This window comes from Aminobacter sp. AP02 (assembly GCF_003148805.1).
In the GTDB taxonomy this organism is placed as follows: Bacteria; Pseudomonadota; Alphaproteobacteria; order Rhizobiales; family Rhizobiaceae; genus Aminobacter.
Genome location: NZ_QGGX01000003.1, coordinates 28095 through 43760, shown reverse-complemented (window position 1 = coordinate 43760; position 15666 = coordinate 28095). Strand labels below are relative to the sequence as shown.

The 15666-nt window shown below is 62.5% G+C and carries 7 protein-coding genes; all 7 read left to right on the top strand.

The window, feature by feature from the left end:
• Positions 1-26 precede the first annotated feature (26 nt).
• Complete coding sequence (gene hutI / locus C8K44_RS04030) at positions 27-1256, top strand: imidazolonepropionase (RefSeq protein WP_199227007.1); 1230 nt, start codon at positions 27-29, stop codon at positions 1254-1256.
• On the top strand, positions 1253-2797 hold the full coding sequence (hutH, locus tag C8K44_RS04025) for a histidine ammonia-lyase (protein WP_109574487.1): 1545 nt from the start codon (positions 1253-1255) through the stop codon (positions 2795-2797). The genes hutI and hutH overlap by 4 nt, the downstream gene beginning before the upstream one ends.
• Positions 2794-3612, top strand: a complete 819-nt coding sequence (gene hutG / locus C8K44_RS04020; RefSeq protein WP_109574486.1) for an N-formylglutamate deformylase — start codon at positions 2794-2796, stop codon at positions 3610-3612. The genes hutH and hutG overlap by 4 nt, the downstream gene beginning before the upstream one ends.
• A 25-nt stretch (positions 3613-3637) precedes the next feature.
• A complete protein-coding gene (gene hutU, locus C8K44_RS04015) occupies positions 3638-5314 on the top strand; it encodes a urocanate hydratase (RefSeq protein ID WP_109574485.1) in 1677 nt (558 codons plus the stop codon).
• A 3-nt stretch (positions 5315-5317) separates the two neighbouring features.
• On the top strand, positions 5318-5881 hold the full coding sequence (locus C8K44_RS04010) for a HutD family protein (RefSeq protein WP_109574484.1): 564 nt from the start codon (positions 5318-5320) through the stop codon (positions 5879-5881).
• A 114-nt stretch (positions 5882-5995) separates the two neighbouring features.
• Positions 5996-6568, top strand: a complete 573-nt coding sequence (locus C8K44_RS04005; RefSeq protein WP_109574483.1) for an NADPH-dependent FMN reductase — start codon at positions 5996-5998, stop codon at positions 6566-6568.
• A 374-nt stretch (positions 6569-6942) separates the two neighbouring features.
• Entirely contained in the window at positions 6943-15507 is an 8565-nt protein-coding gene (locus tag C8K44_RS04000) for a glucoamylase family protein (RefSeq protein ID WP_109574482.1), read from the top strand.
• Positions 15508-15666 lie beyond the last annotated feature (159 nt).

Genomic DNA, 15666 nt, shown 5'->3' with positions numbered 1-15666 from the left:
TGAAAGTGGAGGAAACGAAAAAGATCATGGCTGAAGAGCAATCAGCAGCATTGGCAAAGGTCTGGCGCAATGCGCGGCTGGCGACGCTTGCCGAAGGTTCTGCCGGTCTTGGTGTCGTTGAAAAAGGTGCGATCGCGGCACGCGGAGGGCGTATCGTTTTCGCTGGTCCCGAAGCGGAGATTCCTTCGGATTTACGCAAAGGTGCTGAGACCATCGATTGCCAGGGGCGATGGATCACGCCGGGCCTGATCGACTGTCACACCCATCTGGTCCATGCCGGAAATCGTGCCAACGAGTTCGAAATGCGCCTTGCAGGTGCTACCTATGAAGAGGTGGCGCGGGCAGGGGGCGGCATCGTCTCGTCGGTCAAGGCGTTGCGTGCAGCGAGCGAAGCCGAGCTCGTGGCGCAGACCTTGCCGCGGCTCGACGCGCTGATCGCCGAAGGGGTGACCACTGTCGAGGTCAAGTCGGGCTACGGTCTCGACCATGCCAACGAGGCGAAGTCATTGCGCGCAGCCCGGCAACTCGCCGAATTGCGGCCGGTGACGGTACGAACTACCTTCCTTGGCGCCCATGCGTTGCCGCCAGAAGCCAACGGCGACAAGGATGCCTATATCGGCCTCGTTGCCGGTGAGATGCTCGACAAGATCGCGGCCGAAGGCCTGGCCGATGCGGTCGATGGCTTTTGCGAGGGCATCGCCTTCTCGCCAGAACAAATGGCCAAAGTCTTCGACGCGGCCACGGCTCGCGGCCTGCCTGTCAAGCTCCACGCCGACCAGCTCTCCAATCTCGGCGGCGCAGCACTTGCCGCTAGCTATGGGGCGCTGTCGGCCGATCATCTGGAGTACACGGACCAGGCAGGTGCCGCGGCAATGGCCAGGGCCGGCACGGTCGCCGTCATCTTGCCGGGCGCGTTCTATTTCATTCGCGAGACCAAAAAGCCGCCGGTCGACCTGTTCCGTAAGCACGGCGTGAAGATGGCTATCGCCACGGACAACAATCCCGGCACCTCGCCGCTGACGTCGCTGCTTCTCACCATGAACATGGCGGCAACCCTGTTTGCCATGACGGTCGACGAATGCATCGCCGGCGTCACCCGCGAGGCCGCGCGCGCGCTCGGCCTGCAGGCGGAAAGCGGCACGCTCGAAGCCGGAAAATGGGCCGACCTTGCCATCTGGAACATCGAAAGCCCGGCCGAACTTGTCTATCGCATGGGGTTCAACCCGCTCCATGCCCGTATCTGGAGAGGGAAATGACAACCATTGTGTTGAACCCGGGCTATGCCACGCTTGCGGATTGGCGCGCGATCTATCGCGGCGCCATTCCTGAACTCGACCCGGCCTGCTGGCCGAAGATCAAGGCCAGCGCCGAAACGGTTGCCAGGATCGTCGCCAAGGGTGAGCCGGTCTACGGCATCAATACCGGCTTTGGTAAGCTCGCCAGCGTTCGCATTCCCGCCGCCGATCTCGAGACGCTGCAGCGAAACATTGTACTTTCTCATGCGGCCGGAGTTGGCGAGCCGATGCCGGTCGCCGTGGCGCGCCTCATGATGGCGCTGAAGCTAGCCAGCCTGGCGCAGGGCGCTTCAGGTGTGCGGCCCGAGACGATCGAACTTTTGCAGGCTATGCTTGCAAGGGACGTCATCCCGATGGTCCCGGCGCAAGGGTCTGTCGGCGCATCGGGCGATCTGGCGCCGCTGTCGCACATGACGGCGACGATGATCGGCGTTGGTGATTGCCATACGCCGCATGGCATCGTGCCGGCCAAGGTGGCGTTCGTCACTCATGGATTGGAGCCGATCACGCTCGGAGCCAAGGAAGGCCTGGCGCTGCTCAACGGCACACAGTTCTCCACGGCCTATGCGCTTGCAGCTCTCTTCGACGCGGAAGTGCTCTATCAGTCGGCACTCGTCACAGGCGCGCTTTCGACTGACGCGGCCAAGGGCTCGGACGCACCGTTCGATCCGCGTATCCACGTGCTGAGGAAGCACCGTGGTCAGATCGAAACGGCGGATACGTTGCGTAACCTGATGGCCGGCAGTGCCATTCGTGAAAGTCACCGCGTCGGCGACGAGCGCGTTCAGGACCCGTATTGCCTGCGTTGCCAGCCGCAGGTGATGGGTGCCGCCCTCACATTGTTGCGCCAGGCGGCGGACACGCTCGGCACTGAAGCCAATGGCGTCACCGACAACCCGCTGATCTTTTCCGAGGATGATACCGCGCTTTCGGGCGGCAATTTCCACGCCGAACCGGTGGCCTTCGCCGCAGACATGATCGCCTTGGCGGTTTGCGAGATCGGTTCTCTGTCCGAGCGGCGTATCGCAATGCTGGTCGATCCGGCCCTGTCCGGCATGCCGGCCTTCTTGACGCCGAAGCCAGGCTTGAACTCCGGCTTCATGATTCCGCAGGTCACCGCTGCAGCACTCGTTTCCGAAAACAAGCAGAAGGCCTATCCGGCGTCTGTCGATTCCATCCCGACCTCTGCCAACCAGGAAGATCATGTTTCCATGGCCGCGCACGGCGCGCGGCGCCTGCTGCCGATGATCGAAAACGCTTGTGGCGTGGTCGGAATCGAACTTCTGGCTGCCGCACAAGGCTGCGACTTCCACGCGCCTATGGCTTCGAGCGATGTGTTGGAAGCGGTGCGCAAGCTCGTCCGCGCACGGGTTCCGCACCTCGATGAAGACCGTCATTTCCATCCTGACATGGAAAAGGCGATCGCTCTGGTCCGCAGCGGTGCGGTCGTCAATGCAGTCTCTGGCGTTGGCTTGCCCCAAATCGCGGGAGATCGGGCATGAACGATACGCCCTGGCTAACCGTTGTCAGTGGTACGGCCCCCTTGCTGGTTAGCTTGCCGCATACTGGAACCGATCTCGTCGGTCTCGAGGACCGCTTCGTCTCCCCTTGGCTGGCGCGGCGCGACACCGACTGGTGGATCGACCAGCTCTACGCCTTTGCTGGGGACCTGGGTGCAACCATCGTGCACACCAAGGTTTCGCGCTCGATCATCGACGTCAACCGTGATCCCTCCGGCGTGTCGCTCTACCCAGGCCAGAACACGACCGAGCTGTGCCCGACAATCACCTTTGACGGCGACCGTCTCTACAAGGATGGCCAGGAGCCGGACGCGGACGAGATTTCCAGGCGTCGCGCAACCTACTTCGATCCCTATCATGCCGTCTTGGAAAGCGAGATCGCTCGACTCAGGGCGTTGCATCCGAAAATCGTGGTCTACGATTGCCACTCGATCCGCTCGGTTCTGCCGCGCTTGTTCGAAGGCAGGCTGCCGGTGTTCAATTTGGGCACCAATGATGGCAAGAGCGCCGATCCTGTGTTGCAGGATAAGGTAACCGCGATCATCGCTGCGACCGGTCGCCCATGGGTGGTCAACGGCCGCTTCAAGGGCGGCTGGATCACCCGCCACCATGGCAATCCTGCCAATGGCGTCCATGGGCTGCAGATGGAGATCGCCAATCGCGGCTACCTGCTTGAGCCCGAAGGCAAGGGCGAGCCATCAAACTGGCCAGTGCGTTACGACGCCGATTTCGCCGCCCCGATCCGGGCGACGCTGACAGACATCCTCGAAACCGCGCTCGCCTGGGCGGGCAGCTGACACCCACTCCAAGGGAGGCTTTTGCATGACCCAACATACCCGCATCGACAATGCCCGTGTGATCCGCGCCGCCACAGGCACCGACCTCACGGCCAAGAGCTGGCTTACCGAAGCGCCGCTGCGCATGCTGATGAACAATCTCGACCCCATGGTCGCCGAAAAGCCCGGCGAGCTTGTCGTCTATGGCGGCATCGGCCGCGCCGCGCGTGACTGGCAAAGCTATGACCGCATCGTCGCCGCTTTGAGAAATCTCGAAGCCGATGAGACCCTGCTGATACAGTCGGGCAAGCCGGTGGGCGTGTTCCGCACCCACAAGGATGCGCCGCGCGTCTTGCTCGCCAACTCCAACCTGGTGCCGCACTGGGCGACCTGGGACCATTTCAACGAGCTCGATAAGAAGGGCCTGATGATGTACGGCCAGATGACGGCCGGCTCCTGGATCTACATCGGCAGCCAGGGCATCGTACAGGGAACCTACGAAACCTTTGTCGAGATGGGCCGCCAGCACTATGGCGGTGACCTTTCCGGCCGCTGGATCCTGACCGCCGGCTTGGGCGGCATGGGTGGCGCGCAGCCGCTCGCCGCCACCATGGCCGGTGCGTCCTGCCTCGCTGTCGAGTGCCAGGCAAGCCGCATCGAGATGCGGCTGAAGACCGGCTACGTCGATGTGCAGGCCAAGGACCTCGACGACGCACTGGCCATCATCGACAAGGCAACCAAGGAAAAGAAGGCGATTTCGGTGGCGCTGCTTGGCAATGCCGCCGATATCTTCCCCGAACTGGTCAAGCGCGGCGTCAGGCCCGATGCGGTCACCGACCAGACCTCGGCGCACGATCCCGTCAACGGCTACTTGCCGCAAGGCTGGACCGTTGCCCAGTGGGAGGAAAAGCGGGAGCGTGACCCCAAGGCCGTCGAAAAAGCCGCGCGCGCCTCGATGGCGGTGCAAGTCCGCGCCATGCTCGATTTCCACAAGTTGGGCGTACCAACAGTCGATTACGGCAACAACATCCGCCAGATGGCGCTGGAGCAGGGCGTCGACAACGCCTTCGACTTCCCTGGCTTCGTGCCGGCCTACATCAGGCCGCTGTTTTGCCGTGGCGTCGGCCCGTTCCGCTGGGCAGCACTCTCGGGAGACCCCGAAGACATCTACAAGACCGACGCCAAGGTGAAGGAGCTGACACCCGGCAACAAGCACCTGCACAACTGGCTCGACATGGCGGCCAAGCGCATCCATTTCCAGGGCCTGCCGGCGCGCATCTGCTGGGTCGGTCTCGGCGATCGTCACCGGCTCGGTCTTGCCTTCAACGAGATGGTCGCCAAGGGCGAGCTGAAGGCGCCTGTCGTGATTGGCCGTGACCACCTCGACTCGGGCTCGGTCGCATCGCCCAATCGCGAGACCGAAGCCATGAAGGACGGCTCTGATGCCGTGTCCGACTGGCCGCTGCTGAATGCGTTGCTCAACACCGCGTCCGGCGCCACCTGGGTGTCGCTGCATCATGGCGGCGGCGTCGGGATGGGCTTCTCCCAGCATTCGGGCATGGTCATCGTGGCCGATGGCACCGAAGATGCGGCGCGGCGCCTCGAGTGTGTGCTGTGGAACGATCCGGCAACCGGCGTCATGCGCCATGCCGATGCCGGCTACGACATCGCCGTCGACTGCGCCAAGCAGCACGGCCTGAATCTGCCAGGCATTCTGGGCTGAGCCATGCGCATCATTCGTCATGCCGACTGCCGCCCGATGCCTTGGAAGAACGGCGGCGGCGTGACGACCGAAATCATGGCCTGGCCGCCTGAGGCCGGGCTCGACAATTTCGACTGGCGCATTTCCATGGCGCAAGTGTCATCCGGCGGGCCGTTTTCCGTTTTTGCCGGCATCGACCGAACGCTAACCGTTTTGTCCGGCGCGATGCGCCTCGCAATCGTTGATGCGCCCCCGGTCGAGCTTTCGCCGTGGTCGCCACCTCATGCGTTCCCCGGCGACGTCGCCACCAGCGCTACTTTGATCGATGGGCCGATTCTCGATTTCAACGTCATGAGCCGGCGTGGCCGCTTGGCTCATCTGGTCGAGCGGCTGGAATTCTCCAACCCTACAGACGTCCTTGCAGGGGACGGCACGAGCCTGATCTTCGTTGCGGCGGGCTCCGCGCGCGTGGGCCAACATACCCTCGCGGCAATGGATACGCTGCACTACGATGGTGCTCCTGTAGTGCTGAGGATCGAACCGGGCGAGCCGGTCACGCTCCTGCACGTCTCCATTCGCGACCAATAGCCGAGCGATCTCCAAAATCGTCGTGACATCCGGGTGGAACTGGCCAACTATCCTTGTGGGGACGGGTAGGCCAGGCCGACGATCTATATCGCGCGGCGAAGTGGAGAACGTGCCATGGACACCTACAAGGTCGGCTATTTCGTCGGCAGCCTTGCTGCCGGCTCTATCAATCGCAAGCTCGCCAAGGCGCTGGTCAGGCTTGCGCCGAAACATCTTGAGATGGAGGAGATCTCGTTTCGGGACCTGCCGCTCTATAGCTATGACTACGATAGCGATTTTCCGCCACCCGCCCGCGCTTTCAAGAAGGCGCTCGCTGGCGTTGATGCCATCTTGTTTGTTACGCCCGAATACAACCGCTCCATCCCCGGCGGCCTGAAGAATGCCATCGACTGGGCGAGCAGGCCCTATGGGACCAATTCATTCACCCGCAAGCCATCGGCTGTCATAGGCACGTCGCCGGGTGCGATCGGCACTGCGGTGGCCCAACAAAGTCTGCGCAGTGTGCTCAGTTTCTGCAATTCACCGCAGATGAACGCACCCGAAGCGTACATCCAGTTCAAGCCCGGTCTGATCACCGATGAGGGCGAGGTGACCAATGACGACACCGCCGAGTTCCTCAGGAACTACATGGCCGAGTTCCATGCCTTTGTCGTCAGGGTCTACACCGTATTACCGCGCGGCGGGTGATCTGCGAGGCCAGTCTCTTCCGGCGGAAACCAGCACGTCGAACAGGCATCGCGAGGACGAAACGATGGAGAATGGGCTTCGCAAAAATCCAAGGCGAAGTCCCTTGACGGACACCGCCTGAAATATGGCCAAATTTCAGCAATCGAACACGAAAAAGCCCGAATCCTTGCGTTCCGGTCTTCACTTGGCACTGCTATGAGGCGTGTGGCGGCGTGGGCGACGACGACGCCATATTTTCACTCAATCGCGGTGCAAGAGCGATCCATCGACCTGTTGTGTTGCGATGCAACTAATTCTTGTTTGAAACGGTTTATGCGACAGGTCCGCGACGTCGACAGGCGCCGCGGACTTTCTGTCAAACGGAAATGCTGTAGATGAATATTCAGACTGACCTGCGCCGGATCAAAGATGTAGTGCCGAGCTTCCCGGCCGTAGCGGAACAGCCGATCAGGGCTACCGTGCTTCATGAGGACCGCCTCCGGGCGACGGGCGAAAGCCTGGCCCGCAAGGAACTCCGCTCCTATTTCGGTCTCGAGGCGTTCGACTTCCACGCCCGCGTCCGCGAGAGTGCCAAGAAGATCCTGCAGGTCTATCGCGACACCAATGCTGCGCAGGGCAGGGGGGAGCCGATTACACCAGCCGCGCAATGGCTGCTCGATAACAACTATCTGGTCGAAGAGACTATCTATCAGGTCAAGCGCGACCTTCCTCGCCGTTTCTATCGTGAATTGCCGACGATCGAACTCGCCGAGGGACAGCGGGTGCCGCGCGCGCTTGCCATCGCCTGGGTCTATGTCGCCCATTCCGACAGCACGGTGTCGGCGCAGATGTTCAAGGCCCTGGTCGAGGGCTACCAGTCCGTGGAGCCGCTGCATATCGGCGAGTTGTGGGCGCTGCCGTCTCTCCTGCGTTTCGTCTTGGTGGAAAACCTGCGGCGCATCGCCGTGCGGGTCAATCGCGCTCGCGAGATGCGCGCAATCGCAAACGACGTCGCCGACCGCCTGCAAAGCGTGCAGGAACAGGACGACGGCCTTGCCTTGCTCCAGGCCTATGCCGCCCATGCTCGCGACACGACCTTTGCCACGCAATTGCTCTATCGCTTGCGTGACGGCTCGCAAAACGCCGGCAAGGCATTGATCTGGCTGGAAGAAGAGCTCGAGAAGTCCGGCAGCGATGCCGAAGAGATCATCATCGGCGAGCATCACACTCTGTCGAGCGGCAACGTCACCACGGGCAACATCATCCGTGGCCTCAGGCTGATCAACGATCAGGACTGGACAGTCTGGTTCGAGGATGTCAGCCGCGTCGACACGCTCTTGCGCGAGCGAACCAATTTCGCCGCGCTCGACTTCGCATCGCGCGACCAGTATCGCACCGCAATCGAAGAACTGGCCCGTCATTCCAAGCTGTCCGAATTTCAGGTAGCCGAGCGCGCCACCGAGTTCGCCAACACCGAAAAGCCTGTTCCCGCCGAAGCTCGCGACGGCTTACAGAAGGAATGTTCCGATGTCGGCTTCTTCCTCGTCGGCCCGCGCCGGCAGGAACTGGAAGAGGCGATCGGCTATCGTCCGACCATCGGCCGGCTCATCAACCGCGCGTTCCGCAAGACCAACTGGCTAGGCATAGCGCTCCCGGTCTTTGCCCTGACCGTGCTTTTGCTCTTCCTTGCCGGCAACGCGCTTGCAGCGCTTGGCCTGCCGAGCATGACGACCGCGGCGATCGTGCTGATGCTGACGCTGTTTGCCGTGCCGGCAAGCGAAGGCGCACTCGCCTTCTTCAATACCATCGTTCTGAAATTCCTCGAGCCAACCCGCCTCATTGGCTACGAATTCAAGGACGGCGTACCGGCGGAAGCTCGCACGCTTGTCGTTGTGCCGTCGCTGATCGGCTCGCGCGACGACGTCGAAGAAAACATCCGCAACATCGAAGTGCACCACCTCGCCAACATGTCGGGCGAAATTCACTTTGCATTGCTGTCGGATTGGCCCGACAGCCAGGTCGAGATTTCCGTTGGCGACCGCGAGATTTATGACTACGCCCGCCGTGAAATCGCCCGGCTCAACCAGCGTTACCCGGCCAAGGGCGCGCCGCTTTTCTACCTCCTTCACCGACGCCGGCTCTACAACCCGGCGCAGGGTTGCTGGATGGGCTGGGAGCGCAAGCGCGGCAAGCTGCACGAGCTGAACCTGCTGTTGCGCGGCGATGGCGACACGACCTTCATGCCGACCGACACGCCGCTGCCCGAAAACGTCGTGCATGTCATGACGCTCGACGCCGACACCCGCATGACGCGCGGCGTGGTGACCAAGCTCGTTGGCAAGATGTGCCATCCGCTCAATCGCCCGGAATTTGACGCCGAAAAGCGGCTGGTGATGGCAGGCTATGCCATCTTGCAGCCGCGCGTGACGCCGTCGTTGACGACAGGCGACGAAGCCTCGTTCTTCCAGCGCGTATTTTCGGCCCACAGAGGCCTTGATCCTTACGTCTTCGCCGTTTCCGACCTTTATCAAGACGTCTTCGGCGAGGGCACCTTCACCGGCAAGGGCCTCTACCATGTCGATGCGATGGAGGCGGCCCTCAAGGGACGCATCGCCGAAAACACGGTGCTTTCCCACGATTTGCTCGAAGGCGCGCTGGCCCGTTCGGCGCTGGTGACCGACGTCGAGGTGGTCGAGGACTATCCGACCCGCTATTCGGTCGATGCCTCGCGCCAGCATCGCTGGGCGCGCGGCGACTGGCAGCTGCTCGGCTTCATCTTCGATCCCAAGTCGGGTGTGCCCGCCTTGTCGCGGTGGAAGATGGTCGACAATCTCCGCCGTTCACTCACGCCGATCTTCTGGGTCATGGCGGCAATTGCCGGCTGGACATTATTGCCGTTTACCCAGGCCGCGCAGTGGCAGGCGCTGTTGATCCTGACCCTGTTCATGGCTCCGACCTTCGACATCATCGACGCCATCCTGCCCAAGAACCGGGATGCCACACCGCGCGGCCATTTCAGCGCGCTCGGCCGCGACCTGGCATTCGGCACGGCGATGGTTGCGCTCAAGATCGTGCTGATGGCGCACCTCGCCTGGATGATGGGGGATGCCATCATCCGCACGCTCTATCGCCTCTTTGTCAGCCGCAAGAACCTGCTGGAATGGCGTACCGCCTCGCAGGCCCACAAGTCGGGCGGCAATGACCTCTCCGCCTATTACCGCATGATGTATGGCGCCGTGATCATCGCTCTGATCGGCCTGGTCATGCCGGTGATGACGGACTCGACGGGCGCATTTGTTGCTTTTGCCTTTGCGATCTTCTGGGCCGGCTCGCCCGCATTTGCCTGCCTGATCAGCCGTTCGGCCGAAACGGAAGACCGGCTGCATGTCGCGCCGTGGGACGTCCACACTCTGCGCACCGTAGCGCGCCGCACCTGGCATTATTTCGAAACATTCGTGACGCCTGAGCAGAACCATCTGCCGCCGGACAATTTCCAGGAAAACCCGACTGCGGTCATTGCCACTCGCACATCGCCTACCAATATCGGCGTCTACCTGCTGTCGGTCGTTTCCGCTCGCGATTTCGGCTGGATCAGCCTTGCCGACGCGGTTGCCCGCATCGACGCCACGGTTACGACCATCGAAAAGATGGAGCGTTTCAGGGGCCACCTCTATAACTGGTATGACACAACGAGCCTGAGACCGCTTTACCCACTCTATGTTTCGAGCGTCGACAGCGGCAACTTGGCTGGCCATCTCGTGGCGGTCGCTGCGGCCTGCTCCGAATGGGCCGAAGCGCCGTCGGTTCACCTGCAAGGCGACTTCGAGGGCATTCTCGACATCGTTTCGATCATAGAGGAGAGCGTCGCCGACCTGCCTGACGATCGCAGGCAACTGAGGCCGTTGCGCCAGCGGCTTATCGACCGCATCGATGGCATGCGCCGCGCCGTGGAAACCATCAAGTCACAGCCTGAAATGGCGTCTATCCGCACCATCAACCTCGCGGTGCTGTCAGGTGAAATTCGCAAGCTCGCAGGTGCGATCCACACCGAGGCGGCTTCGACAAGGAGTGAGGCGTTGGCCGATTGGGCAAGGACGCTCGAAGCCACTTGCGACGCGCATGTGCATGACGCCCACAGCGACGACCAGACGGTCTCCGCGCTTCGGACGAAGCTGGTAGAGCTGCGCGAACGGACCCGCAAGTTCGCCTTCGAGATGAATTTCTCGTTCCTGATGCGCAACGAGCGCAAGCTTCTGTCCATCGGCTATCGCGTCGAGGAGCATCAACTCGACGAAAGCTGCTACGACCTGCTTGCCTCTGAGGCGCGGCTAACCAGCCTGTTTGGCATCGCCAAGGGGGATATCCCCACCGATCATTGGTTCCGGCTCGGCCGGCCTATCGTCGAGATCGGCTTCCAGGGCGCGCTGATGTCGTGGTCCGGCTCGATGTTCGAGTACCTGATGCCGCCACTGGTGATGAAGGAGCCTCAAGGCGGCATCCTCAACCAGACCAACAAGCTCATCATCCGCCGGCAGATCCAGTATGGACGCTCGAAGGGCATTCCGTGGGGCATTTCCGAGGCGGCCTATAATGGCCGCGACCGTGAACTGACCTATCAGTACACCAACTTCGGCGTGCCCGGGCTTGGCCTCAAGCGCGGCCTTGGCCAGAACACCGTTATCGCGCCTTATGCGACGGTGCTTGCTGCACAGTTCATGCCGAGCGAGGCGACAGCTAATCTCAGGCGCCTGCGCAAGCTCGGTGCGCTCGGCCGCTATGGCTATTACGATGCGGTCGACTTCACGCCGCAGCGCGTGCCGGAAGGCACTGACCACGCCATCGTCTACAACTACATGGCCCACCACCAGGGCATGTCGATCGTGTCGATCGCCAACGCCATCTTCGAGGGTCGCATGCGCGACCGCTTCCATAGCGATCCGGTCATCGAGGCGGCCGAGCTTCTGTTGCAGGAAAAGGCGCCGCGCGACATTCCCGTCGCCACTGTCCGCACCGAAGTTGCCGAGCACACCAAGGACGAGACAGCCGACCACAGCGCCGACACCCGTATCGTGCTCAATCCGATGCGCGCGCTGCGCTCGACCAATCTTATGTCGAACGGCCGCTATTCGGTGATGGTGACCGCCACCGGCTCCGGCTACAGCCGCTGGAACGACATGGCGATCACGCGCTGGCAGCCGGATCCGACCGAGGACAGGCTCGGCACCTATCTGTTCTTGCGCGACACCGAGACCGGCGACTGGTGGTCGGCGACGGCTGAACCAAAACGCGCTACCGGCGAGCAGACCCAGACCGTGTTCTGCGACGACAAGGCGAGCTTCATCAAGACTGTTGGCACACTGCGCAGTGAGGTCGAGTGCATCGTCGTCTCTGAAGGCAATGGCGAAGCCCGCAAGGTTACCATCTGGAACGACGCGGCGGTCGATCGCCACATCGAGGTGACGTCATTTGCCGAGTTGGTGCTGGCACCGGAAGCCAATGACAATGCCCATCCGGCGTTCTCGAAGATGTTTGTCGAGACCGAAATCACGCACAATGGCAGCGCTATCCTGGCGACCCGCCGTACACGCTCGGCCAACGAACCGTCGGTGGTGGCAGCGCATTTCGTGACAGACCAATCCGGCTTCGTGCGCGACACGGAAGCCGAAACCGACCGCCGCGCCTTCATCGGCCGTGGCCGCACCATCGCCGATCCGGCAGCTTTCGATCCCGGTGCCAAGCTTTCCGGCAGCGCCGGCTTCACGCTGGATCCGGTGGCATCCCTTCGGCGGCGCGTTCGCGTGCCGGCCAATAAGAAGGTGTCGCTGGCGTTCTGGACGATCGTTGGGGCCACGCGCGAGGAAGTCGAAGAGACGGTTGCGCGGCTCGACCACCCGGAGGGCTTCCCACGCCAGGCGATGCTGTCGTGGACGCGCTCGCAGGTGCAGACGCGCCATCTCGGCCTCAATCTTGCCGATGCCGCCAACGTGCAGAAGCTGGCGCGTTATCTGATCTATCCCGATCCGTTCTTGCGCTTGTCGGCGGATGCCATCGCTTCTGGCCTTGGCCGGCAGTCGGCGCTGTGGCCGATGGCGATCTCCGGCGACTTCCCCATCCTTGCGATCAGGATCGGCGACATCGCCGACATCGAGATGATCGCGCAGGTGCTCAGGTTCCAGGAATACATGCGCGCGCGCGGCCTTGTCGCCGATCTCGTCATCGTCAACGAGCAGGCGTCCTCGTATGTTCAGGACCTGCAGCAGGCTATCGAGGCGATGTGCGAGAACAGCCGCCTGCGCGGCAAGGAACTTGGGCCGCGCCAGCACATCTTCGCCGTGCGCCGTGACCTTATGGACGAGGCGTCCTATCGCACGCTGTTGGCTGTCGCCCGTGTTTGCCTGCATACGCGAAACGGCACGATCTTCGACCAGATCGAGCGGGCAGAAGCCGCAGCGCTTCAGGCGCGCGACGCGCTGTTGGCCGCCCAGACGACCGATCGGCCTGAAACCGTTGCGCTTCAAACGTCGCCTTCGCGCGGCGCCCGCAAAGCCTCAGGTGACGGGCTGGCCTATTGGAACGGATTCGGTGGCTTTGATGCTGGCGGCCGCGACTATGTGGTGCGCCTGAACGGCACCCGTGCCACGCCGCAGCCGTGGATCAACGTCGTTGCCAATGCTGGTTTCGGCTTCCACAACTCTGCCGAGGGCGCTGCCTTCACCTGGAGCCGCAACAGCCGCGATTATCAGCTGACGCCATGGTCGAACGACCCGGTGACCAACCGGCCGGGCGAGGCGATCTATGTCTTCGATCGTGCCAGCGGGCGGACATACTCACCCATTGCCGCAGTTGCTCGTGACGCCGGTGCAACCTATGACGCCCGCCACGGCCAAGGTTTTTCGACCTTCAGTTCCAAGCGCGGCGCGCTGGCGACAGAACTGACACATCTTGTCGATCCGAACGATCCGGTTCGCATCTCACGCCTGCGTATCGAAAACACCGGCGCCCTGCATGCAAAGCTCAGGGTCTATGCCTATGCAGAGTGGGTGCTCGGCAACAGCCGGGCCAAGACCGCGCCCAACATCGTCTCGTCGCTCGACGCGGCGACCGGAGCACTGTTGGCGCGCAACACCTACGGCCTCGATTTCGGCGAGCGCGTCGCCTTCATGGCGATGGACGGCAAGGCCAGTTCGATCACCTCCGATCGCCATGAATTCATTGGCACGGGCGGAACCGTCGAGGCACCACGCGCGGCAACGCTCGGCCTGGAATTGACCGGACGCGTCGAAGCGGGCGTCGATCCGTGCGCGGCGATAGCCAGGGACATCGAGGTCCCCGCGGGTGGTTCGGTAACTCTGCTCTGGCTCCTCGGCGACGCCGGCTCGGACGAAGAGGCGAGTGCGCTGGTTGCACGCCACCTCAAAGTCGATTTCGACCAGAGGCTGGCCGAGAACGAGCGCAATTGGCGCTCCTTCCTGGGCACGATCGAGGTCGAGACGCCCGACAAGGCACTTGATGCGATGGTCAACAACTGGCTGCCTTATCAGAGCCTCGCCTGTCGCATCCGCGCGCGCTCGGCCTTTTATCAGGCCAGCGGTGCGTTCGGTTTCCGCGACCAGCTACAGGACACGCTTGCATTGTTGATGCACGATCCGAGCCTCGCCCGCGAGCAGATATTGACCGCTGCGGGACGGCAGTTCGCCGAGGGCGACGTGCAGCATTGGTGGCTGCCGCGCACCGGCGCAGGCGTGCGCACGATGATCTCCGACGATGTCGTGTGGCTTGCAAGTGCTGCCGCGCGCTACGTCACGGTGACCGGTGACGTAGCTATCCTCAATGAGCAGCTGCCATTCATCGAGGGCCAGTTGCTCAATCCGGGCGAGCACGATGCGTTCTTCACGCCGGAAACATCGAAGAAGAAGGCCTCGCTTTACGAGCATTGCGCGCGTGCACTCGACCTTGCGATCAAGCGGACGGCCAAGAACGGCCTGCCGCTGATCCTGGGCGGCGACTGGAACGACGGCATGAACCGGGTCGGCGAAGAGGGCAGGGGCGACAGCGTCTGGCTTGGGTGGTTCCTGCTGCGGACCCTCGGAGACTTCGCCCCGTTGGCCAAGGCCGAGGGCGATTCCAAGCGTGCCAACGCCTGGGAGAAGCACGCCAACGCGTTGAAGCGGGCGCTGGAGAATGCCGCCTGGGACGGCGAGTGGTATCGCCGAGGCAGCTTCGACGACGGCACGCCGCTTGGTTCGCGCAGTTCCGACGAATGCAAGATCGACTCGATCGCGCAATCTTGGAGCGTGATTTCGGGCGAGGGCGACCCGGCCCGCTCACAAACTGCCATGGCGCAGGCGACAAAGATGCTGGTCGACGACGAGTTGCAACTCATCAAGCTGTTTACACCGCCGTTCTCAGCGACGGAAAAGGACCCGGGTTACATAAAAGCCTATCCGCCCGGTGTGCGCGAAAATGGGGGCCAGTACACTCATGCGGCGACCTGGTTTGTCATTGCTTTGGCGGAAATGGGGCAGGTTGACGAGGCCTACCGGTGCTTCTCCATGCTCAACCCGGTCAACCATGCGCTCGATGAAAATGCGGCGGAGACCTATCGGGTCGAGCCCTATGTAGTGGCGGCCGACGTCTATGCCGACGACTCCAAGGCAGGGCGAGGCGGTTGGACCTGGTATACCGGTTCAGCCGGCTGGCTCTATCGCGCGGCCGTCGAAAGCATCCTTGGCATCAGCCAGCGCGGCGACAGGCTGGTCGTGACGCCGGCCATTCCCAAGCATTGGGAAGGTTATCAGGCGACCCTGCGTTTGGGCGGTGCCGTCTACAGGTTGCGGGTGGTGAGGGACAAAGCCGCTAAAGCTGCGAAGGCCGAGGTCGACGGTGTGAAGGGCAAGGACGCGTCCTTTGCCATGCGCGACAGCGGTGAGGTCGAGGTGGTAGTCCGCATTCCGGCCTGACCAGCAAGATCACGACGACATTGGAGCGCCGCGCGTCGAACGGGACGTGCGGCGCTCTTTTTCATTCAAACAGCAAATCGGGCTTGCCTTTTTTCGAGGCAATGGGCTAGTCGGCCTGCTTCGTCATCATTTCGCCGCAACGATGCCTTTTTTCGTTAG

Coding starts and splice junctions, on each gene's coding strand:
- hutH (WP_109574487.1), top strand. CDS start 1,253: ATGACAACCATTGTGTTGAACCCGGGCTATGCCACGCTTGCGGATTGG.
- hutI (WP_199227007.1), top strand. CDS start 27: ATGGCTGAAGAGCAATCAGCAGCATTGGCAAAGGTCTGGCGCAATGCG.
- C8K44_RS04000 (WP_109574482.1), top strand. CDS start 6,943: ATGAATATTCAGACTGACCTGCGCCGGATCAAAGATGTAGTGCCGAGC.
- C8K44_RS04005 (WP_109574483.1), top strand. CDS start 5,996: ATGGACACCTACAAGGTCGGCTATTTCGTCGGCAGCCTTGCTGCCGGC.
- C8K44_RS04010 (WP_109574484.1), top strand. CDS start 5,318: ATGCGCATCATTCGTCATGCCGACTGCCGCCCGATGCCTTGGAAGAAC.
- hutU (WP_109574485.1), top strand. CDS start 3,638: ATGACCCAACATACCCGCATCGACAATGCCCGTGTGATCCGCGCCGCC.
- hutG (WP_109574486.1), top strand. CDS start 2,794: ATGAACGATACGCCCTGGCTAACCGTTGTCAGTGGTACGGCCCCCTTG.